Source organism: Streptomyces sp. NPDC030799, assembly GCF_055572255.1.
In genome coordinates this window covers 18439-40221 of the sequence record NZ_JBVIDS010000007.1, presented here as the reverse complement: position 1 = coordinate 40221, position 21783 = coordinate 18439, and the positions used below count along the sequence as shown (strand labels likewise).

Annotated in this window: 21 protein-coding genes; 13 read left to right on the top strand and 8 right to left on the bottom strand. The window is 71.1% G+C overall.

Going from position 1 to position 21783, the window contains the following annotated elements; translation table 11 throughout:
• Positions 1-12 precede the first annotated feature (12 nt).
• Genes ACZ41I_RS18725 through ACZ41I_RS18715 form a run of 3 tightly spaced genes read left to right on the top strand, consistent with a single transcriptional unit; the run spans position 13 to position 3561 of the window.
• Entirely contained in the window at positions 13-1395 is a 1383-nt protein-coding gene (locus ACZ41I_RS18725) for a cytidylyltransferase domain-containing protein (protein WP_468514605.1), read from the top strand.
• A 13-nt stretch (positions 1396-1408) separates the two neighbouring features.
• Positions 1409-2347, top strand: coding sequence for an N-acetylneuraminate synthase family protein (locus ACZ41I_RS18720; protein ID WP_363216926.1), 939 nt, complete (start codon positions 1409-1411; stop codon positions 2345-2347).
• 35 nt (positions 2348-2382) lie between these two features.
• On the top strand, positions 2383-3561 hold the full coding sequence (locus ACZ41I_RS18715) for a hypothetical protein (protein WP_363216925.1): 1179 nt from the start codon (positions 2383-2385) through the stop codon (positions 3559-3561).
• 18 nt (positions 3562-3579) lie between these two features.
• Here ACZ41I_RS18715 and infA read toward each other — a convergent pair whose 3' ends face one another.
• Positions 3580-3804, bottom strand: coding sequence for a translation initiation factor IF-1 (gene infA / locus ACZ41I_RS18710; RefSeq protein ID WP_363216924.1), 225 nt, complete (start codon positions 3802-3804; stop codon positions 3580-3582).
• A 45-nt stretch (positions 3805-3849) separates the two neighbouring features.
• Positions 3850-4647: a GNAT family N-acetyltransferase gene (locus tag ACZ41I_RS18705; protein WP_468514604.1), complete on the bottom strand. Its 798-nt coding sequence runs from the start codon at positions 4645-4647 to the stop codon at positions 3850-3852.
• Between the two features lie 249 nt (positions 4648-4896).
• On the opposite strand from ACZ41I_RS18705, the gene ACZ41I_RS18700 reads away from it, so the two are divergent.
• Complete coding sequence (locus ACZ41I_RS18700) at positions 4897-5358, top strand: pyridoxamine 5'-phosphate oxidase family protein (RefSeq protein WP_363216922.1); 462 nt, start codon at positions 4897-4899, stop codon at positions 5356-5358.
• Positions 5359-5442: 84 nt separating this feature from the next.
• On the opposite strand, the gene ACZ41I_RS18695 is transcribed toward ACZ41I_RS18700, so the two are convergent.
• Together ACZ41I_RS18695 and ACZ41I_RS18690 are read right to left on the bottom strand one after the other, a co-directional pair.
• Positions 5443-5895 (bottom strand): iron chaperone, encoded by a 453-nt coding sequence (locus ACZ41I_RS18695; protein WP_363216921.1) that lies wholly within the window; start codon positions 5893-5895, stop codon positions 5443-5445.
• Between the two features lie 721 nt (positions 5896-6616).
• Positions 6617-7282: a class I SAM-dependent DNA methyltransferase gene (locus ACZ41I_RS18690; RefSeq protein ID WP_468324644.1), complete on the bottom strand. Its 666-nt coding sequence runs from the start codon at positions 7280-7282 to the stop codon at positions 6617-6619.
• Between the two features lie 234 nt (positions 7283-7516).
• On the opposite strand from ACZ41I_RS18690, the gene ACZ41I_RS18685 reads away from it, so the two are divergent.
• The 7 genes from ACZ41I_RS18685 (at position 7517) to ACZ41I_RS18655 (ending at position 16015) form a co-directional block, all read left to right on the top strand.
• Positions 7517-8752: an amidohydrolase gene (locus ACZ41I_RS18685; protein WP_399763897.1), complete on the top strand. Its 1236-nt coding sequence runs from the start codon at positions 7517-7519 to the stop codon at positions 8750-8752.
• A gap of 277 nt (positions 8753-9029) precedes the next feature.
• Positions 9030-10085 (top strand): BMP family protein, encoded by a 1056-nt coding sequence (locus ACZ41I_RS18680; RefSeq protein WP_399763899.1) that lies wholly within the window; start codon positions 9030-9032, stop codon positions 10083-10085.
• 235 nt (positions 10086-10320) lie between these two features.
• Positions 10321-11847 (top strand): ABC transporter ATP-binding protein, encoded by a 1527-nt coding sequence (locus tag ACZ41I_RS18675; RefSeq protein WP_399764830.1) that lies wholly within the window; start codon positions 10321-10323, stop codon positions 11845-11847.
• Positions 11844-12971, top strand: a complete 1128-nt coding sequence (locus ACZ41I_RS18670; RefSeq protein WP_363216916.1) for an ABC transporter permease — start codon at positions 11844-11846, stop codon at positions 12969-12971. Before ACZ41I_RS18675 ends, ACZ41I_RS18670 begins: the two co-directional genes overlap by 4 nt.
• A complete protein-coding gene (locus tag ACZ41I_RS18665) occupies positions 12971-14257 on the top strand; it encodes an ABC transporter permease (protein WP_399763903.1) in 1287 nt (428 codons plus the stop codon). The genes ACZ41I_RS18670 and ACZ41I_RS18665 overlap by 1 nt, the downstream gene beginning before the upstream one ends.
• On the top strand, positions 14254-14658 hold the full coding sequence (locus tag ACZ41I_RS18660; RefSeq protein ID WP_363216914.1) for a cytidine deaminase: 405 nt from the start codon (positions 14254-14256) through the stop codon (positions 14656-14658). Before ACZ41I_RS18665 ends, ACZ41I_RS18660 begins: the two co-directional genes overlap by 4 nt.
• Before the next feature lie 73 nt (positions 14659-14731).
• The gene (locus tag ACZ41I_RS18655) at positions 14732-16015 is read left to right on the top strand and encodes a thymidine phosphorylase (protein WP_468514603.1); all 1284 of its coding nucleotides are present in this window, start codon (positions 14732-14734) and stop codon (positions 16013-16015) included.
• Between the two features lie 134 nt (positions 16016-16149).
• Here ACZ41I_RS18655 and ACZ41I_RS18650 read toward each other — a convergent pair whose 3' ends face one another.
• Positions 16150-17070 (bottom strand): AEC family transporter, encoded by a 921-nt coding sequence (locus ACZ41I_RS18650; protein WP_363216912.1) that lies wholly within the window; start codon positions 17068-17070, stop codon positions 16150-16152.
• A gap of 93 nt (positions 17071-17163) precedes the next feature.
• Here ACZ41I_RS18650 and ACZ41I_RS18645 point away from each other — a divergent pair, with 93 nt between their 5' ends.
• Positions 17164-17508, top strand: coding sequence for an STAS domain-containing protein (locus ACZ41I_RS18645; protein WP_399763912.1), 345 nt, complete (start codon positions 17164-17166; stop codon positions 17506-17508).
• On the opposite strand, the gene ACZ41I_RS18640 is transcribed toward ACZ41I_RS18645, so the two are convergent.
• Positions 17392-18405 carry a sigma-70 family RNA polymerase sigma factor gene (locus ACZ41I_RS18640; protein ID WP_468324633.1) on the bottom strand — a complete coding sequence of 338 codons (1014 nt, stop codon included), beginning with the start codon at positions 18403-18405 and terminating at the stop codon, positions 17392-17394. The genes ACZ41I_RS18645 and ACZ41I_RS18640 overlap by 117 nt on opposite strands.
• A gap of 128 nt (positions 18406-18533) precedes the next feature.
• Positions 18534-19829: an MFS transporter gene (locus ACZ41I_RS18635; RefSeq protein WP_468514602.1), complete on the bottom strand. Its 1296-nt coding sequence runs from the start codon at positions 19827-19829 to the stop codon at positions 18534-18536.
• Between the two features lie 62 nt (positions 19830-19891).
• On the opposite strand from ACZ41I_RS18635, the gene ACZ41I_RS18630 reads away from it, so the two are divergent.
• A complete protein-coding gene (locus ACZ41I_RS18630; protein WP_363216907.1) occupies positions 19892-20854 on the top strand; it encodes a LysR family transcriptional regulator in 963 nt (320 codons plus the stop codon).
• A gap of 22 nt (positions 20855-20876) precedes the next feature.
• Here the strand turns inward: ACZ41I_RS18630 and ACZ41I_RS18625 are convergent, their stop codons facing one another.
• Positions 20877-21638: an alpha/beta hydrolase family protein gene (locus ACZ41I_RS18625; RefSeq protein WP_363216906.1), complete on the bottom strand. Its 762-nt coding sequence runs from the start codon at positions 21636-21638 to the stop codon at positions 20877-20879.
• Positions 21639-21783 lie beyond the last annotated feature (145 nt).

Below are 21783 nucleotides of genomic sequence, written 5' to 3'. Positions count from 1 at the left end.
GGAGTAGATCCCATGTCCAACCCGGAAGCGGGCCGAGGCGCGACGGTGCGCCGGGTACTCGCGGTGATCCCCGCGCGCGGCGGCTCCAAGGGCGTGCCCGCGAAGAACCTCGCGCCCGTCGGCGGCGTCCCGCTGGTGGCGCGCGCGGTGCGCGAGTGCCGGGCGGCCCGGCTGGTGACCGACGTCGTCGTCTCCACCGACGACCAGGCCATCGCTGCCGCCGCCCGGGAGGCCGGGGCCGAAGTCGTGCTGCGGCCGGCCGCCATCGCCGGGGACACGGCGACCTCCGAGGCCGCGGTCCTGCACGCCATGGACGCCCATGAGGCGCTGCACGGCGCGGCGGTCGACGTGGTCCTGCTCGTGCAGTGCACCAGCCCCTTCATCGTCCGCGAGGACATCGACGGTGTCGCGTCGGCGGTGATCGAAGACGGTGCGGACACCGCGCTGACGGTCGCGCCGTTCCATGGATTCGTCTGGCGCGAGGCGGCCGACGAACCCGCCGGGCACGGCGAGCCGCCGGTCACCGGCGCGGTGACCGGAGGCCGGGCGGCAGCGGAGGGACCCACGGGCACGGCAGGCCCGGCAGCCGGACCCGGCACGGCCCCGGTGGCCGCGGCGGCGGTTGGCAGCCACGCCGTTCCCGCGCCGACCGCCGGCGGCCACGGCGTCAACCACGACAAGGCCTACCGCCCGCGCCGCCAGGACCGCCCCCAGGACTTCCTGGAGACCGGCGCCGCCTACGCGATGGACGCGGCCGGCTTCCGCAAGCACCGGCACCGCTTCTTCGGCCGTACGGAACTCGTGCGCACCGACCCGGCCCGGGTCCTGGAGATCGACGACCCGCACGACCTGGCGCGCGCACGGGCCCTGGCACCACTGTTCGACGCGGACCGCCCGGGTGCGCTGCCCGCCCACGACGACATCGACGCCGTAGTCCTCGACTTCGACGGCACCCAGACCGACGACCGGGTGCTGATCGACTCCGAAGGACGGGAGTTCGTCTCCGTGCACCGCGGCGACGGACTGGGCATCGCGGCCCTGCGCCGCAGCGGCCTGAAGATGCTGATCCTGTCCACGGAACAGAACCCTGTGGTCGCCGCCCGCGCCCGGAAGCTGAAGCTCCCGGTGCTGCACGGCATCGACCGCAAGGACCTCGCGCTGAAGCAGTGGTGCGAGGAGCAGGGCATCGCGCCAGAGCGCGTGCTCTACGTCGGCAACGACGTCAACGACCTGCCGTGCTTCGCCCTCGTCGGCTGGCCCGTGGCGGTCGCGAACGCCCACGACGTCGTACGCGGCGCCGCACGCGCGGTCACCACCGTCCCCGGCGGTGACGGCGCGATCCGAGAGATCGCCAGCTGGATCCTCGGCCCCTCTCTCGATTCCCTCCCCAAGTAAGGACACTCCCCTGATGAGCACCAACTCCCGTCTGCGTACGTTCGGTTCCCGCGAGGTCGGCCCCGGCAAGCCCGTCTACATCTGCGGTGAGATCGGCATCAACCACAACGGTGAGCTGGAGAACGCCTTCAAGCTGATCGACGTGGCCGCCGAGGCCGGCTGCGACGCGGTCAAGTTCCAGAAGCGCACCCCGGAGATCTGCACCCCGCGCGACCAGTGGGACATCGAGCGCGACACCCCCTGGGGCCGGATGACCTACATCGACTACCGCCACCGCGTGGAGTTCGGTGAGGACGAGTACCGCCGGATCGACGAGTACTGCAAGGAGAAGGGGATCGACTGGTTCGCCTCCCCGTGGGACACCGAGGCCGTCGCCTTCCTGGAGAAGTTCGACGTGCCCGCCCACAAGGTGGCGAGCGCGTCCCTGACGGACGACGAGCTGCTCCGTGCCCTCCGCTCGACGGGCCGGCCCGTCATCCTCTCCACCGGCATGTCGACCCCGAAGCAGATCCGTCACGCGGTCGAGGTCCTCGGCTCGGACAACATCCTCATGTGCCACGCCACCTCGACCTACCCCGCGAAGGCCGATGAGCTGAACCTCCGCGTCATCAACACGCTGGAGAAGGAGTACCCGAACGTCCCGATCGGCTACTCCGGCCACGAGACCGGTCTGCAGACGACGCTGGCGGCGGTCGCGCTGGGTGCCGTGTTCGTCGAGCGCCACATCACCCTCGACCGCGCGATGTGGGGCTCCGACCAGGCCGCGTCGGTGGAACCGCAGGGCCTCACCCGCCTGGTGCGCGACATCCGCACCATCGAGGCGTCTCTCGGCGACGGCGTCAAGAAGGTCTACGACTCCGAGCTGGGCCCGATGAAGAAGCTGCGCCGCGTCGCCGGCGTCGTCGCCGAGGCGGAGATCGCCGCGGCGGCGGGCGAGCCGGTCTCGGTGTGAATCCAGGTCACTTACGACGGGACGGTCGTACGCCGATGAGCCCCCGCGCCGGTCACGCCGGCTCCCTTCCCCGCACGCTCGCCTTCGTGGAGAGCCCGGTCCAGCTGCTGAACGTGCTGGAGTGGGCGCATCTGCACGGCCTGCGCGGCGCGGAGCCGGACCCGCCGCCGGGCACGGACCCGCTGCCGTCCGTGCCCGCGCAGGTGAGGCGGACGGTGGCCGGTGACCCGCCACAGGCCGGTGCGGATCTCACGGTCGTCGTCCTGTCCCCGACCGACCCCATGACCCGGGGCCAGCTGCGCCGCATGGCGGACCTGGCCCGGGACGAGGGGTACCGGGTGCGCTGGGAGGAGGCGCGGGGCGGCCCGGCGGCCCCGTTCCAGACGATCGGCGGCCTCGCGGGGGCCCTGAGGCGGGCGGACCGCATCGTCATGGGCGACCCGTTCTCGCGGTATGTGCAGTTGCTGCTGACGATCACCCGGGCGAATGACCTCGTGGTGGTCGACGACGGCACGGCGACGATGGAGTTCGTCGCCCAGCTGGCCCGGGGCGAGCGGCTGGTCCGCTGGCACCGCAAGGGCGGCCGCCCCGGGGCGCGCGACCTGCTCTTCGCCCCGGTGTCCTCCTCGGCCCGCCGCCGTCTGAAGCCGAGCGCCCACCGCCGGGTCGAGGTCTTCTCCTCCATGCCGGTGACGGAGACACCGGAGGGAGTGCAGGTCACGGCCAATGACTTCGCGTGGACCCGCGCCCGCTTCGGGCCGCCGCGCATCACCAAGAGCGCGGACATGGTCGGCACATCCCTGGTGGAGACGGGGGTGGTGGACGGCGACCGCTACCTTGACGCCGTCCGCAACCTGGCCAAGGCCCACGGCGCGACCCGGTACTTCGCCCACCGCCGCGAGAGCGCGGACAAACTCCACCGCCTGGCCGTCGAGACGGGCCTGCAGATAGTCCGCCCGGACCTGCCCCTGGAGCTGATCGCCCGCCGGGGCCCGATCGGCCGTACGATCCTCAGCTTCCCGTCGACGGTCGTCCACACCCTGCCGCTGGCCCTGGCGGGCACGGGGGTGCGAGTGGCGGTGTGCGACATCGACCCGACCTGGCTCACGGAGAACGCGTCCCCGCGAGCACAGGGCTTCCTGTCCGGGGTGACGGGCACGGCCCGGGACGTGCACCGGCTGGCGGCGGTCACCAGCCCGGCCTGGGCCCACTGACCCGGCCGATCCCTTCCGCTACGACCGGTACCGGTAGCGGATCCGGCCGCGGGTGAGGTCGTACGGGCTGAGTTCCACGAGCACCCGGTCGTACGGCAGGATCTTGATGTAGTTCTTCCTTATCTTCCCGCTGATGTGGGCCAGCACCATGTGCCCGTTTTCGAGCTCCACCTTGAAGGTGGCGTTGCGGAGGCATTCGACGACGGTGCCTTCGACTTCCACGCCCCCTGCTGTTTTCGTCATGGTCTCTCACTTCTCTCTTTGTGCGACTGCGTATGTGACGGGGTGTCAGCGGCGGACGAGTTCCAGGGTGCCGGCGGTGCGCCGGGCACCGATGCTCTCGAACAGGGCGGTGGCCGCCGCGTTGGACTCGTCCACCTCGGCCCATGCCGCAGCGGTCCCGGAGCGGTGCAGCGAACCGAGCGTGTGCGCCAGCAGTGCCCGGGCGATGCCGCGGCGGTGCCTGTCGGCCCGGACAGCGATCAGCCCGATCCGTGGCTGCCGGGGCAGCGGTGCCACCCGGACCAGCCCCACGTACTGGTCCGCGTGCTGTGCCACCGCGTACTTCGACGGGTCGACCACGGTGGTCCCCGCCGGGCGGGGCAGCACCTCGGCCGGCATCGTCTGCCATCCGACGGCGGCCTCTACCTCGTCGCGGACGATGCGGTCCAGGGTGCGCAGCCGGCCCTCCTCCGCCGCACCGGCGGGCACGATCGTCACGCCTGACGGGGGCCGCACCGAGCCGAGTCCGGTGACCGCTGGGTCGGTGGGCACCAGATAGCCCCACTCGCGGCGTGCCGCGGTGAAACCGGCCCGCTCCCAGGCGGACGTCGAGTCCTGGTCGGCCTCGTCGACCACGGTGTACAGCGGTGTGGGCAGGTCCTCCAGCATCGTGTCGGCGATGCGGTCGAAGGTCGTGCCGTGCCATGCGTCGATGCTGATGAAGAGCCGTCCGTCGGGTCGCAGCGAAGCGTCGCCGCGGCCGACCGTACGGTCGTCCTCCACGGCGTGCCACAGCGTGTCCGACATGCGCGTGACCACGACCGCGTGGCTACTCGCGCCTGAAGTGAAGTGCACAGAGTTCATAGGTGTTGCCTCTCGGGGAGTGCCTTTGTTTGAGGCGCTCCCGGCGACACCTACGTCAACCGCCCACCGTGACCAACAGGGGGAGCACCCACACCGATACCGCCTTCATGGGTCTCACCTCCTCGCGTTCTCTCACGGCTGCCCAGACGGTATCAGCGTGGGTCGGCCGGCCCAACCCGTTTATCGGTCGCTGGGAGTAGGTCCCTCGCCCCATGCGCGCCGTCATCCCCCTGGCTAGGGTCGGCACTCATGCGGACCACGGGGATCATTCATCGCCAGGCAGGCGAACGCAGGCGAGACACTCTGGAACGGCTCGTCGACGAGCGGGACATGTGGCTTTCAACGGCTCACCCCGATCACGGACCGCACCAGGTGCCCCTGTGGTTCCTGTGGGATGGGCGAGCGGTGTGGCTGTGCACCGGTGCCACGTCCGCGACTGCACGGAACCTCCGCACGGAGCCCCGTGTGCGCCTGGCGCTGCCGGACACCCTCGACGTGGTGCTCATCCAGGGCGAGGCGGAGACTTTTCCGGACGAGAACGTGCCCGCAGACGCAGCGGAAGCGTTCACTGCCAAGTACGGGTGGGACCCGCGCGCGGAGGAGGGCTCCTTCGTGTACATCCGTGTGGTGCCGAAGACCGTGCGCGCTTGGCGCGGCGAGCCGGAACTGCGCGGCAGGGTCATCATGCGCGACGGAACCTGGCTGGAATGAGCGGCAGTCGGCGTCAGGCCAGGCGCCCAGCGGGTGCCCGGCCGGTGGCCCACTCCTCCAGCACGGCGTCGGCGGGCGTGCGCCTCAGCCCACGGCCCGCTTCACGAGGGCCGCTATCCGCTCCTCCACCTCCGCAGTCACCTCGGTCAGGGCGAAGCCGGCCGCCCACATCGTGCCCTCGTCCAGCTTCGCCTGGTCGCTGAAGCCGAGCGTCGCGTAGCGCGACTTGAACTTCTCCGCGCTCTGGAAGAAGCAGACGACCTTGCCGTCCAGCGCGTACGCGGGCATCCCGTACCAGAGCTTGGGCGCGAGCCCCGGGGCATTGGCGGTGATCACGGCGTGGACGCGCTCCGCCATGACCCGGTCCGAGTCCTGCATCTCGGCGATCTTCGCGAGCACGTCCTGCTCTGCCTGCGCCGCCTTCTCCGCACGCGAGCTGCGCCGGGCCGCTGTCTTCAGCTCCCGGGCGTGCTCCTTCATCGCGGCCCGTTCCTCGGCTGTGAAACCCTCGTATGCGGTGCGGTCGGTATCGGCCATGGCGGATTCCCCCTTGGATCTCGCTGTACGGATCTTGGAACGGGACTCTAGCGGGGGGCACCGACAACGGCACGGGGACCGGCACGACGCGTCAGGAACTCGCTCGTCGTGCCTGCCCGCGCAGCTGACCGAACTCGTACGACGCTGCCTGCCAAGGACCCGGACGCGCGCCCGTCCCTCACCGAGGTCCTGGCCCTCTGTACACCGCGTCCGGCGTCACACAGCTGCGCCGCCACGAGGACTGGCTGCCGATGCCGGTGACCGCGGCGATCACCGGGCGCCACCAGGCGCCCCATCATCTGCCGACGGCTGCCGCGGCTTCCCATCACGCCCTGCATCTGCCGACGGCCGCTGCCGCTTCCCAGCACCCCCGCATCCGCCGCCGCCCCCTCCTACTCCCCGACGGCCGCCGTACCGCAGGTGCCGGCGCCTCAGCAGTCGACCGGGGTGCACCAGGTTCCGACGCAGACCGCCCGGCCCGTACCGCCGCCGACGGGACAGCACGGGCAGCCGGCGGCCGGTGCCCGGAGCCGTAGGACCGCGGTCCTCCTCGGCTGTCTCGCCGGAGCCCTCGTGCTCGCCGTCGGAGTCATCGGCCATCTCGTCCAAAGCGGTGGCCACCCCACGGCCGCCCTCGTGACCCACCGGGGACAGTCACCGAGCACCAGCGCCGGCCGGTACGTCACCCTCTGGCGCGACGCCGCACCCCAGCCGGGCGGGCTCAGGCCCCGCCGCCGGGCCTGCGGGCCAGCACGAACCCCCGCGGCCGCTGTTCCTCCCCCGCCGGCTCCCGGCGCACCGTCGCGACCAGGTCCAGGCCCGCCTCCGTCAGCAGGCCGGTGATCTGGTCCGGGGTGCGCCAGTAATAGTCGAGGTCGATCTCGTGGCCGAAGCGTTCCGGCAGGTGCAGATGGCCGGGGTCCGCGCCGGTCTGGAAGGCGAGGAGCACGTGGCCGCCGGGCAGCAGGGTGCGGTGGAATTCCGCGAAGGCCGCCGGGAGGCGGTCGTCGGGGACGTGGATCGTCGAGTACAGGGCGAGGATGCCGCCCAGGGTGGCGTCCGGCAGGTCCAGGGACGTCATCGAGCCGACGTGGAAGCGCAGTTGCGGGTAGGTGCCGCGGGCCAGATTCACCATCGCGGGGGAGAGGTCGACACCGAAGGCCGGGACGCCCAGCTCGTCCAGGAGCGCGGTGACGTGGCCGGGGCCGCTGCCCAGGTCGGCCACGGGGGCCGGGCCGGCCTGCGTGACCAGTTCCGCGAACGCGGTGATCAGGCTGCGGTCCAGCGGGTGCCAGTCACCGGCCGGGAACCGGGCCGCGTAGTCCTTGGCGATCGCGTCGTAGGAGGTGCGGGTCGTCTGCAGGAAGGTCTCGCTCGTGTCGCTCACGTGTGCGCACGCTAGTCGGACGCGGGCCGCGCTGAGGTCCGGTTCGTGGACATGGCGAGCGTGAGTGCGCCGAGGCGTGGTATCCGTGGAAGGAGGAAACAAGGGTTTTACCCATCAGAGTCCGCCGCCATGCGTCCGCCGGTCAGATTTTCTTCCCCTAACGGGCTGAAGTTTTGTTGATCGAGGGGTAGTTGACCAGCCGGGCGTCCTACCCTTCAGAGGGTGAAGCAATTGATGTCCCTAGAGTCCGAGGCCGGCCTCGCGGGGGATGTGCTCCCCGGCGTGCTGAGCGAAGCGCTGCACGCCGAACTCGTCGCCTTCCGTCGCGACTTGCACATGCACCCTGAGCTGGGCAATCAGGAGTTCCGTACGACCGCCGCGATCAAGGAGCGGCTGGAGCAGGCGGGGCTTCGGCCCCGGGTGCTCGCCAAGGGCACCGGACTCGTGTGTGACATCGGGCTCGCGGAGGGTGAGCGGTCGGCCATACCGCTGCTCGCACTGCGCGCGGACATCGACGCCCTGCCCATCCCGGACACCAAGACCGACTGCCCGTACCGTTCGACCGTGCCCGACCGGGCGCATGCGTGCGGTCATGACGTGCATACGACGGTGGTGCTCGGCACGGGCCTGGTCCTCGCCGACCTGCACGCCAAGGGCCTGCTGCCCCGGCCGGTGCGGCTGCTCTTCCAGTCCGCCGAGGAGGTCATGCCCGGCGGCGCGCTGGACGCCATCGAGGACGGGGTGCTGAAGGGGGTCGAGCGGATCCTCGCCGTGCACTGCGACCCCCGGGTGGACGCCGGGAAGATCGGGCTGCGCCACGGCGCGATCACCAGTGCCTGCGACCGGCTGGAGATCGCCCTTGACGGACCCGGCGGACACACCGCCCGGCCGCATCTGACCACCGACCTGGTCACCGCTGCCGCGCGGGTCGCCGTCGACGTGCCAGCGCTGATCGCCCGCCGGGTGGACACCCGGGCCGGGCTGGCGCTGACCTGGGGACGGATCGAGTCCGGCCACGCGCCGAACGTCATCCCGCAGCACGCCGAGCTGTCCGGAACCGTGCGCTGCCTGGACCTGGAGGCCTGGCGGCAGGCCCCGGACATGGTGCACGCCGCCATCGACGAGGTCGCCACCCTGCACCGGGCCAAGTCCGAGATCACCTATGTGCGCGGGGTGCCGCCGGTCGTCAACGATCGCGAGTCCACCGACCTGCTGCGCCGGGCGATGGCCGCGCGGCGCGGCCGGGACGCAGTCGAGAGCACCGAGCAGAGCCTCGGCGGTGAGGACTTCTCCTGGTATCTGGAGCACGTGCCCGGCGCCATGGCCCGCCTCGGGGTGCGCCGGCCCGGCGAGCGCACGGTGCGCGATCTCCACCAGGGCGACTTCGACGCCGACGAGGACGCGATCAGGGTCGGCGTGGAGATGTTCACGGCGGCGGCCTTCCTGGAGCCGAACGGCGTGCGGGGCTGAGCATGCGGCCCCTGCGGGGGCCGTTCCCCTGGCCGGCGCAACACGCTCGCAAGCCATTCGTACACGGTGCGCAACGACGGCATGAGAGGGCCGAGAGCCCGAGTTCAGATGCTGTTTGCCTCGAATCGATAACGGCTTCGAGAGGGGGTTTTTTGCGACATCTACGCGCGTTACGATGCCGCGAAGCCGACGCCGATGGGGCGTTCCGGCCCGGGCACTGGCATGGTGCTCACATCAAGCGCCGACACGGCGCTCAGGTCAGGTGAAGGAGCCTCCCGTGCGCCGGGTAGCCAAGCTTTCCGCTGCGTGTGCCGCCACCGCAGCCCTCGCACTGACTGCCACCGCGTGTGGCAGCACGTCCTCCGACAACACCAGCCCGTCGTCCTCCTCCGGCGGCGGCAAGGGTGTCAAGATCGGCCTCGCCTATGACGTCGGCGGCCGTGGTGACCGTTCCTTCAACGACTCCGCCGCGCGCGGTGCCGACAAGGCGGTCAAGGACTTCGGCGGTTCCATCAAGGAGCTGACCGCGAAGACCTCCGACACCGAGGCCGACCGCGAGCAGCGCCTGTCGGACCTGGCCCAGGCGGGCTACAACCCGATCGTGGCGGTCGGTTTCTCCTACGCCCCCGCCGTCACCAAGATCTCCGCGAAGTACCCGAAGACCAACTTCGGCATCGTCGACTCGGTCGTGGACGCCAAGAACGTCAACAGCATCACGTTCACCGAGGAGCAGGGCTCCTACCTGGCCGGTGTCGCCGCCGCACTGAAGACCAAGAAGGACCACGTCGGCTTCATCGGCGGTGTCGACAACCCGCTGATCAAGAAGTTCGAGGCGGGCTACGTCCAGGGCGTGCACGACACCAACCCCAAGGTCAAGGTCGACGTCCAGTACCTGTCCCACGGCCAGGACTTCTCCGGCTTCTCCAGCCCCGACAAGGGCCAGCAGGCCGCGCAGGGCATGCTGGACAAGGGTGCCGACGTCATCTACACGGCCGCCGGCTCCTCCGGCAACGGCGCGATCGAGGCCGTGCACGGCGCCAAGGGCGCCTGGGCCATCGGTGTGGACTCCGACCAGTACAACATCCCGGGTCTCGCCCAGTACAAGAGCGCGATCCTGACCTCCATGGTCAAGAACGTCGACGTCGGTGTGTACGACTTCATCAAGTCCGTCAAGGACGGCAAGCCGCTGACGGGCAACAACGTCTACTCGCTGGCCAAGGGCGGCGTCTCGCTGGCCACCAGCGGCGGCTTCATCAACGACATTCAGCCGAAGCTGGACGCCGCGAAGAAGAAGATCGTCGACGGCAAGATCAAGGTCAAGACGAACCCGTGACCCAGTCGGTACGGCCGGTCCGCCGATCGGTGCACCGGCCGTACCGTGGGACGTGAGGCTCGGCGCGGGGGCGCCTTCCGGAGCCCCCCGCCGAGCCATAACAATGTGTCAACTCTACGCGTGTAGCGTGGAGTTGCCGCGCTAGCGTCGCCGACGCCTGCCACCTCCCCTACGCAGCCCCTTTCCCCGAGGAGAGTGCGCCATCAACGCGTCCAGCCCTCCCGCTGCCGTCGAACTGCGCGGCATCACCAAGCGTTTCCCCGGCGTCGTCGCCAACCGCGACATCGACATCACGGTCCGCACGGGCACCGTCCACGCCCTGTGCGGTGAGAACGGCGCCGGCAAGTCCACCCTGATGAAGATCCTCTACGGCATGCAGCAGCCGGACGAGGGCACCATCACGATCAACGGGGAGCAGGTCGTCCTGCACAACCCCGGCGACGCCATCGCCCGCGGCATCGGCATGGTGCACCAGCACTTCATGCTCGCCGACAACCTCACCGTGCTGGAGAACGTCGTCCTCGGCGCGGAGAAGCTGTACGGCATCGGCGGCAAGGCCCGCACGAAGATCAAGGAGATCTCCGACGCGTACGGCCTGAACGTCCGCCCCGACGTCCTCGTGGAGGAGCTGGGCGTCGCCGACCGCCAGCGCGTGGAGATCCTCAAGGTCCTCTACCGCGGCGCCAAGACCCTCATCCTGGACGAGCCGACGGCCGTGCTCGTACCGCAGGAGGTCGACGCCCTCTTCGACAACCTGCGCGAGCTGAAGGCCGAGGGCCTCACCGTCATCTTCATCTCCCACAAGCTGGGCGAGGTGCTCTCCGTCGCCGACGAGATCACCGTCATCCGGCGCGGTACGACGGTCGGCACGGCCGAGCCGTCCCGCACCACCCCCAAGCAGCTCGCCGAGATGATGGTCGGCAGCGAACTGCCCACCCCGGAGACCGCGGAGTCCACCGTCACGGACGTCCCGATGCTGAAGGTCGAAGGCCTGCACCTCGCGCAGACCGACCTGGAGGGCATCGAGCGGATCATCCTGGACCAGATCTCCTTCACCATCCACAAGGGCGAGGTCCTCGGCATCGCCGGTGTGGAGGGCAACGGCCAGTCGGAACTGGTCGAGGCGATCATGGGCATGCGCCACCCCGACACCGGCGTGATCACGCTCGACGACACCGACATCTCGCACGCCGCCACCCGCGACCGCCGCGAGTCCGGCATCGGCTACATCCCCGAGGACCGCCACCGCCACGGCCTGCTGCTGGAAGCGCCGCTGTGGGAGAACCGCATCCTCGGCCACGTCACCGAGAAGCCCAACTCGCGCGGCGGACTGCTCGACATCAAGGCGGCCCGCGCCGACACCGAGCGGATCGTCGAGGCGTACGACGTCCGCACGCCCGGCATCGACGTGACCGCGGCCTCGCTGTCCGGCGGCAACCAGCAGAAGCTGATCGTCGGCCGCGAGATGAGCCACAACCCCAAGCTGCTCATCGCCGCCCACCCCACCCGCGGTGTGGACGTCGGCGCGCAGGCGGCCATCTGGGACTACATCCGCGAGGCCCGCCGCGAGGGCCTGGCCGTACTGCTGATCTCCGCCGACCTGGACGAGCTGATCGGCCTCTCCGACACCCTGCGGGTGATGTACCGCGGCCGCCTGGTCGCCGACGCCGACCCCGCCACCATCACCCCCGAAGAGCTGGGCTCCGCCATGACGGGTGCGGCCACCGGCCACCTGGAGCACACAGAGGACGACGAGCGATGAACAAGCTGACCTCACGGATCGACAAGGAGCGGCTGTTCCTCGGCATCGCCGCGCCGGTGCTGGCGGTCGTCGCCGCGCTCGTCGTCACCGCCCTGGTGATCCTCGCGACCGGCAAGAACCCCGGCCCCGCCTTCAACGACATGCTGACCTACGGCTTCGCCAGCGACAGCCAGGTCTACATCCTCAACAAGGCGACCACCTACTACCTCGCGGGCGTCTCGGTGGCCATCGGCTTCCGGATGAACCTGTTCAACATCGGCGTCGACGGCCAGTACCGGCTCGCCGCGTTCTTCGCCGCCGTCCTCGGCGGTGCGCTGACCCTGCCCGGCTGGCTCTCCATCGTCCTGATCCTGCTGTGCGCCATGGCGACCGGCGCGGCGTGGGCGGCCATCGCCGGTGTGCTCAAGGTGACCCGCGGCGTCAGCGAGGTCATCTCGACGATCATGCTGAACTCGATCGCCACCGCGATCATCGCCTACCTGCTGCAGCCCGGAAAGCTGGCCCAGCTCCAGCAGGGCGGCACCGTCGTCGCCACCAAGCCGCTGCCGTCGGCCTCGCACTTCTTCAGCATCGACACCGGCCCGGCCGGTGTGCTGTGGGGCTTCATCTTCGTCGCCGTGATCGTCGGCATCGCGTACTGGTTCGTGCTCGGCCGCACCCGGTTCGGCTACGACCTGCGCACCGTCGGCCAGTCCGAGAGCGCGGCCACCGCGAGCGGTGTGTCGGTCAAGAAGATGGTCGTCACCAGCATGATCATCTCGGGCGCGGTGGCCGGCCTGATCGGCATGCCGACCCTGCTCAACGACAGCTACCAGTTCAGCAGCGACTTCCCGGCGGGCATCGGCTTCACCGGCATCGCCATCGCGCTGCTCGGCCGCAACAACCCGGTCGGCATCGCGCTCGGCGCCCTGCTCTGGGGCTTCCTGGAGCGCACCACCAACCACCTGGAATTCCAGGGCTACGACAAGGAAATCCTCGGCGTCATCCAGGGCGTCATCGTGCTGTGCGTCGTCATCGCCTACGAGGTCGTACGCCGCTACGGCCTCAAGCGCCAGCAGCAGAAGGTCGGCGCGGAACTCGCCGCCCAGGCCGCCGCCACGTCGAAGAAGCAGGAGGTGGCGTGATGACTGCCACGATGACCGACACGCCGCCGCCCGCGGCGCCCAAGGCGGCGGGCGCGCCGCAGCGCTCGGGCCGCTCCCTCGGCCAGATCCTCGTCATCGTCGCGGGTGCGCTGCTGCTCCTGGCCGCCGTCCGCATGATCACCGGCTCGCAGGACCTCGACTCGGCCGGGCAGATCAGCGCCGCCCTCGGCCTCGCCGTGCCGATCGGGCTCGCCGGTCTCGCCGGCCTGTGGTCCGAGCGCGCCGGTGTGGTCAACATCGGCCTCGAAGGCATGATGATCCTCGGTACCTTCGGCGCCGGCTGGATCGGCTGGCAGACCAGCCCCTGGCTGGGCCTGCTGTGCGGCATCGGCTTCGGTGTCCTCGGCGGCCTGCTGCACGCAGTCGCGACGGTCACCTTCGGCGTCGACCACATCGTCTCCGGTGTCGCGATCAACCTGCTCGCGCTGGGTGCCACCCAGTACCTCGCCAAGCTGTTCTTCGCGGGCGGCAGCGCGGCCGACGCGGGCGGCAACCCCAAGCAGTCCCCGCCGGTGGAGCCGCTGCCCGACGTCACCGTGCCCGGCCTCTCCGACGGCCTGCACACGATCGAGAACCACCACTGGTTCCTGGTCTCCGACCTCGCCGGCATCCTCGGCGGCCTGATCACCCACCTGTCCGTGGTCACGATCCTGGCCGCGGTGCTCTTCGTCGCCAGCTGGTGGGTCCTGTGGCGCACCTCGTTCGGTCTGCGGCTGCGCTCCTGCGGCGAGAACCCGACCGCCGCGGAGTCGCTCGGCGTCAACGTCTACACCTACAAGTACGCGGCGGTCGCCGTCTCCGGCGGCCTCGCCGGCCTCGGCGGCGCCTTCCTGGCCCTGGTCACGTCCCACACCTACCTGGAGGGCCAGACCGGCGGCCGCGGCTACATCGGCCTCGCGGCGATGATCTTCGGCAACTGGCGCCCGGGCGGCCTGGCGATGGGCGCCGGCCTGTTCGGCTACTCCGACGCGCTCCAGCTGCGCAACGGCGGTACCACCGTGCACGCGCTGCTGCTCCTGCTGGTCGTCCTGCTCGTGGCCCTGGCCGGCTGGAAGCTGTACCGCAAGGCGATGCTGCAGGGCGTGATCAGCCTGGTGATGGCCGCGCTGGTGCTGGTCTGGTACCTGCTCACCGACGAGGTCCCGAGCGACTTCGTGGGCGCCACCCCGTACGTCGTCACCCTGCTGGTGCTGTCCCTGTCGGCGCAGCGCCTGCGGATGCCGAAGGCGGACGGCATGCGCTACCGGAAGGGCCAGGGCAAGTGACGCAGCGAGCCGCCGGCTTCGACTGGGAGGCGCTGCGGGAGGTGGCGCGGGAGGCGATGACCCACGCCTATGCCCCCTACTCCGGCTTCCCGGTCGGCGTGGCGGCCCGGGTCGACGACGGTCGCACGGTCACCGGCTGCAATGTCGAGAACGCCTCCTACGGCCTCGGGCTGTGCGCCGAGTGCGGCCTGGTCTCGGACCTGCAGCGCACCGGCGGCGGTCGCCTGACCCACTTCACCTGTGTGGACGGCGAGGGCGCCCTGCTGGTGCCGTGCGGCCGCTGCCGTCAGCTGCTGTACGAGTTCGGCGGCCCGGACCTCCTCCTGGACACCCCCGCGGGCGTCCTGACGCTGTCCGAGATGCTGCCCCAGGCCTTCGGCCCGGACCATCTCACCAAGTAACGCCGTACGGCCCCCCTGCCCCGCTCGCAGGGGGGCCGTGCACTTCGCACCTCCCGGAAGGAAGCCACCAGCCATGGCCATGGACGCCATCTCCGTCATCCGCACCAAGCGGGACCGCGGCGAGCTGACCGACGAACAGATCGACTGGGTCATCGACGCGTACACCCGGGGCGAGGTCGCCGACTACCAGATGGCCGCGCTCAACATGGCGATCCTGCTCAACGGGATGAACCGGCGCGAGATCGCCCGCTGGACGGCGGCCATGATCGCCTCCGGCGAGCGCATGGACTTCTCGTCCCTGTCCCGCCCGACGGCCGACAAGCACTCGACGGGCGGCGTGGGCGACAAGATCACCCTGCCGCTGGCCCCCCTGGTGGCGGCCTGCGGTGCGGCGGTCCCGCAGCTGTCCGGCCGCGGCCTCGGCCACACCGGCGGCACGCTGGACAAGCTGGAGTCGATCCCCGGCTGGCGCGCCCTGCTGTCGAACGAGGAGATGCTGCACGTCCTGGACACGACGGGCGCGGTGATCTGTGCGGCGGGCGACGGCCTGGCCCCGGCGGACAAGAAGCTGTACGCGCTCCGCGACGTCACGGGAACGGTCGAGGCGATCCCCCTGATCGCGTCCTCGATCATGTCCAAGAAGATCGCGGAGGGCACGGGCTCCCTGGTGCTGGACGTCAAGGTCGGCACGGGCGCCTTCATGAAGACGATCGAGGACGCCCGTGAGCTTGCTTCGACGATGGTGGGCCTCGGCACGGACCACGGTGTGAAGACGGTGGCCCTCCTGACGGACATGTCGACCCCGCTCGGCCTGACGGCGGGCAACGCCCTGGAGGTCCGCGAGTCGGTCGAGGTCCTGGCGGGCGGCGGCCCGGCGGACGTGGTCGAGCTGACGATCGCGCTGGCCCGCGAGATGCTGGACGCGGCCGGGATCAAGGACGCCGACCCGGCGAAGGCCCTGGCCGACGGCTCGGCGATGGACGTCTGGCGCCGGATGATCGCGGCGCAGGGCGGCGACCCGGACGCCGTGCTGCCCACGTCGAAGGAGCAGCATGTGATCAAGGCTCCGGCCTCCGGAGTCCTGACCCGCCTCGACGCGTACGACATCGGTGTCGCGGCCTGGCGTCTGGGCGCGGGGCGGGCGCGCAAGGAGGACCCGGTGCAGGCGGGCGCGGGCGTGGAGATGCACGCCAAGCCGGGCGACACGGTTCAGGAGGGCCAGCCCCTGCTGACCCTGCACACCGACACCCCCGAGCGCTTCGAGTACGCGCTGCAGGCGGTGGAGGGCTCCTACGACATCGCGGCGCCGGGAACCGACTTCACGCCGTCGCCGGTGGTGCTGGAACGTATCGCCTGACCAGGGGATTTCTCTTTCGGGCGAAGGGGACCGGTGGACCGCCGCCGGTCCCCTTCGGCATGCTGGGACCGGTGACGCACCGCCGTGCGACCTGACGATCGACACCGGGGAGTTTCCCGTCGACCGACCGGACGTCACCCCAGCACCGCCGCCACCCCCACCAACACGGGCACCGACACCGCAGTCGACAGCAGGATCGACTCACGGGCCAGGCCCTCGGCCACGCGGTAGCGGCCGGCGTACGTGAACAGGTTCTGCGCGGCCGGGAGGGCCGAGGTCACCACCACGTCCAGCAGGGGTGCGCCGTGCAGGCCGAAGACGCCGCTCGCCAGGGCCCAGGCCGCGAGCGGCTGGCCCAGTGACTTCAACGCCACGGACAGCAGGACCAGCTGACGGTCCCGCCCCCGGCCGGGGGCCGGACTGCCGTGCAGCGACATGCCGAAGGCCAGCAACGCCGCGGGGACGGACATGTTGCCGATCAGCGTGAGGGGGTTCATCAGCGGGCCGGGGACCGTCCAGCCCGCCGCCGACACCACGACCCCCGACAGCGAGCCCACCGCTATCGGATTGCGCAGCGGTGTCAGCAGGCGCCGCCACACCGTGCCCTTCTCGCCCATGCCGGACAGGTCCAGGACGGTGAGCGCGACCGGGGTCACCAGGACGACCTGGAAGAGCAGCACCGGCGCCACCAGGGACGCGTCGCCCAGGACGTACGCCGCGATCGGGATGCCGAGGTTGCCCGAGTTGACGTAACCGGAGCACAGGGCGCCGATGGTCGTACGGCCCACACCCCAGCGCCGCAGCACGCCGGCCGCCACGAAGATCCCGGACACGGCGGCCGTACTGAGCGCCGTCACCAGCAGGCGGGCGGAGAACAGCACCGACAGGTCGGCGCGCGCGAGAGTCGTGAAGAGGAGGGCGGGGCCCGCCACCATGAAGGCCAGCCTCGTCAGCACCTCACCGCCCTGCGCCCCGAGCGTGCCGCGCCGCCCGAGCACATAGCCCACCCCGATGACGACCGCGATCACCGCGAACCCGCTCAGCACCCCCGTCACAGGGCCAACCCTCCGAGGCGAAGAGGGGGCTGGTCAATGTGATCCGTGCCGATGAGTTGCGCCCGGCCCGCCGGTCTACCGCATGTGAAGGCCATGGAACCCGCCGTGCTCGTGCTGCCCGGCTCCGCCACCCGCGACGAGGTGGCGGAGCTGTGCGCCCGGGTACAGGAGCTGCTGGCGGGGAGCGGCGCCCACGTCGTCGTCTGCGATCTGGGCGGGCTCGGGCCGCCGGGGCTGGCCGTCGTGGATCTGCTGGCGCGGCTGGAGCTGGCCGCCCGACGCGCCGGTGGGCGCATCCGGCTGCGTGACCCCGGTCCCGCGCTACCCGCCCTGCTCGACCTCGTCGGCCTCCGCTTCCAGATGGAGGGGCAGGCCGAAGAGCGGGAACCAGCGCTTGGTGTCGAGGAAGCAGTGGAAACCGGTGATCCGGCCGTCTGACAGCTCCAGCACCTGCACCGCCCAGGGGCTGAACCCGCCGTCCTCCGCGTCCGGCTTGTAGTGCGCGAAGCCCGGCAGGCCGTTCACCTGCACCGGCAGCAGACGCGAACCCGCGCAGGAGGCGCCGAGGGTGGTCATGAAGCCGGTGATGTCGGCCGGGCCGCGCAGCCACAGGTCGAACGGCGGCATCGTCATCACGGCGTCCTCGTGGAGCAACGCCGTGAGCGCCGTCATGTCGTACCCCTCGAACGCCTTCACATAGCGCTCCAGGAGCCTGTGCTGCTCCTCGTCGAGCGGGTCGGACACCGCGCCCTCCCGGCCCGCGTCCGCGCGCTCCGCGAGCGTGGCCCGCGCCCGCTGCAGCGCGCTGTTGACCGAGGCGACCGTGGTGTCCAGCAGCTCGGCGACCTCGCTCGCCTTCCAGGCCAGCACCTCGCGCAGGATCAGCACCGCCCGCTGCTTGGGGGGCAGTTGCTGGAGGGCCGCCATGAAGGCCAGCCGGACCGACTCCTTGGCGACGGCGGCCTCCGCCGGGTCCTCGACCGTCGGCAGCACCCGCGCATCCGGCATCGGCTCCAGCCACGTGTGGTCCGGCCGGGGCGACAGGGCCGCCCGGGCGAGCGGGGTCGACTCGGTGAGGTCCATCGGCCGCGCCCGCTTGTTGCCCGCCGTCAGCATGTCCAGGCACACGTTCGTCGCGATCCGGTACAGCCACGAGCGCAGCGAGGAGCGGCCCTCGAACTTGTCGTAGCTCCGCCACGCCCGGACCAGGGTGTCCTGCACCGCGTCCTCGGCCTCGAAGGAGGAGCCGAGCATCCGGTAGCAGTACCCGGTCAGCTCGGTCCGGTGCTTCTCCAGTGCGACGCCGAGGTCCGCCGTCGCCGTGCTGTCGCCCATCGTCCACCCACCCCTGTGGCCGTTCCCGCGGCACACCTATGCGCCACTTGGGAAGCTACCGCAGGGCACTGACAACGGCCCTCCGAGCGGGAAAAGGCACAGGTCGGACGGTGCCCGAGCGGGGCGCTTCAGCGGGCGTCGGCCACCGGCTCGCGTCGCGCCGCCACCCGCGCCGCCCGGGTGCCCAGCACCGTGATGGCGACGACCCCGACGACCGCCAGCAGGCCCACCGCGACCGTGCCGCCCCAGCCCTGCGCGTGGAACGCCGTCGCGCCGGCCGTGCTGCCGACGCTGGAGCCGACGTAGTACATCGACTGGTACAGGGCCGAGGCCTGTGCGCGGCCGTGGGTGGCCGTCTTGCTGACCGCCGAAGAGGCCACCGCGTGGCCCGCGAAGAAGCCCGCCGTGATCAGCACCAGTCCCAGCAGGACCAGCGGCAGCGAGGGCGCCACCGAGAGCAGCAGGCCCGCCGCCGTCGTACCGCCCGCCAGGTACAGCGCGCCCCGGCGGCCGAGCCGGCCCACCAGGCGGCCCGCCGTGGACGCGGACACCGTACCCACCAGGTAGACCAGGAAGATCGAGCCGACGATGCCCTGCGGCAGCCCGAACGGTTCCTCCGTCAGCCGGTAGCCGATGACCGTGTAGACACCGCCGAACACGGTCATGAACAGCGCGCCGATCGCGTACAGGCGCCGCAGCAGCGGATTGGCGAGGTGGTCGCGTACCGTGCCGAGCAGCACGCGGGGCCGCAGCGAGCCCGCCTTGAAGTGCTTCGGGGCCGGCAGCAGCAGCCGGAACGCCACCGCGCACGCCACCGCGACCGCGCCGATCACGCCGACCGAGACCCGCCAGCCCCACTCCTGAGCCACCCAGCCGGTGATCACCCGGCCGCTCATGCCGCCGACACTGTTGCCCGCGACGAACAGGCCGATCGCCGTGACCAGCGCCTTCGGCCGGACCTCCTCGGCCAGATAGGCCTGCGCCGAGGCCGGCAGACCGGCCAGCGCCGCGCCCTGCACCGCCCGCAGCGCCACCAGTGCGCCGATCGACGGCGCGAACGGCACCAGCATGCCGACGGTGACCGCGACGGCGAGCGAGGCCGTCATCACCGTTCGGCGCCCGAAGCGCTCCGACAGGGCGCTCATGGGCAGCACGAACAGCGCCAGTCCGCCGGTCGCGGCCGCCACGGTCCAGCTCGCCTCGCTCGCCGCGACGCCGAACTCGCCGGAGATCAGCGGCAGCAGTGCCTGCGTGGAGTACAGGAGGGCGAAGGTCGCGACTCCGGCGAGGAAGAGGGCGAGATTCATCCGGCGGTAGCTGGGACCGCCCGGGGTCATACGGGAGTCGGAAGCGGGGGAGTCGACGGCGGGGACGGGCTTTGCGGCGCCCACGGTGGTGGACGCCCCGGTACTGGCGGGAGACATGCTTCGACCGTACGAGGGCCTGTCTCATCCGTCCAATGCATGAATTCGCCATAATCGTTCCCATGCCGCATCAGCAGAGCTCACAGGCCCGCCTGTCACCGTCCGGTGACACAGAAGACATGTCTGAGATGTCGCGGGTGCTCGCGCCGCGCCTCGCGTACTTCGCGGGCGTGGCCCGCACCGAGCACGTCACCCGGGCCGCCCACGAGATGAACGTCCCGCAGTCCACGCTCTCGCGCGCGATGGCCCGCCTGGAGCAGGACCTGGGCGTCGACCTCTTCGCCCGGCACGGCCGTACGGTCTCCCTGACCCCGGCCGGCCGCACCTTCCTCACCTCCGTCGAACGCGCCCTGGCCGAGATCGAGCGTGCCGCCGAGGAGGTGCGCGCCGACGCCGATCCCGCCACCGGCAAGGTCGCCTTCGGCTTTCTGCACACCATGGGCGCCGAGACCGTACCCGGCCTCCTGCACGCCTTCCGCGCCGACCATCCGCGCGTCCGCTTCAGCCTGGTGCAGAACTACGGCGAGGCCATGCTGGAACGTCTGCGCGCCGGTGAGCTGGACCTCTGCCTCACCTCACCCGTCCCCGACGCCCCCGACCTGGTCGCCCGTCGCCTGGACGAACAGAAGCTCCGCCTGGTCGTCCCCGCCGACCACCGCCTGGCCACCCGCCGCCGCATCCGCCTCGCCGAGGCCGCCGAGGAAACATTCGTCACCCTGGAGCCCGGCTACGGCCTGCGCCGCATCTTCGACACCCTGTGCCGCGAGGCCGGCTTCCGCCCCAAGGTCGCCTTCGAGGGCGAGGAGGCGGAGACGCTGAGGGGTCTGGTGGCGGCGGGCTTGGGGGTCGCCCTGCTGCCCCCGCCCACGGTCGCCCGGCCGGGAGTGGTGGAACTGACGGTCACGGCTCCGCGAGCGGTCCGCGAGATCGGCGTGGCGTGGCCGGCCGACCGCCCGGACACCCCACCGGTGGCCGCCTTCAAGAAGTTCCTGCTGTCGAGAAGGGGCAACTTGCTGCCGACGTGAGGGACGCAACCCGCCCCGAGCTCTACCGCCGCAACGACCTGCCGAACCCCACAGCCAACGGCATCCGAAGCCCGATCGGCGGCGGCGCCGCGAGCGCATCCTCGACAGGCCGGGACACGGAGTGCCCGAACAACGCCCCCATCATGAAATCAACGGTCAGACAAGCGACCTCGTCCCGGTGCCCGTACAACCCGTGCCCCTCGGAATGCACTTCGAACCGGCACACCTCCCGGTTCGCCTTCTTCGCCCGCGCGGCGAACCGGAACGACAGCTCGGGATCGGTCCGTTCGTCGTTCGTGCCGTGCACGATCAGCACCCGCCGCCCCACCAGCTGCTTCACCGGCTCGACGGGTGCGGCGACATCCTCCTCCGGCAGCCAGGGGGCCAGCGCCACAACGGAGTTGACGGCCTCGTGTCCGCCCGCCCGCAGCGCCGCCCGGCCGCCCATGTCCACTCCGACCAGGCACACGGGAACATCCCCGTACCGCCGTACGACCTCGTCGGCGCCCCACTCGGCGTCCACCGCCAGGTGCGCCTCGCTGCCGTTCCAGCCCCGGTAGCGGTACCGCACGGTGTGCACGGCCAGCCCCTCGGCCCGGCCCGCCCGCGCGATGCGCCGGCCCAGCGAGCGCAGCGCGATCGTCGCCCGCACGGGGGACGGCCGGCGGGCGGAGACCTCCTCCCCGCCGGGGAGCAGCAGCACCGCTCCGCTCACCCCCGTCGGCACGGGGCCGATTGCCTTCCCCAGCCCGGCCGTTCGGACCGGTGTCGCTTGCTGTCCCATGACAGAACAGTGTCAGAAGGGGCGGTGTACGAAACCCGTACGTGCGGTCACCGTTGCGTATCGACGGGAAAGCGCCGGAAAAGTGCTGGGAAAGAGGCGCCGCGTTCACCGGTCCTTCTACGCGCGTAGGCGTTAGAGTGCGGAA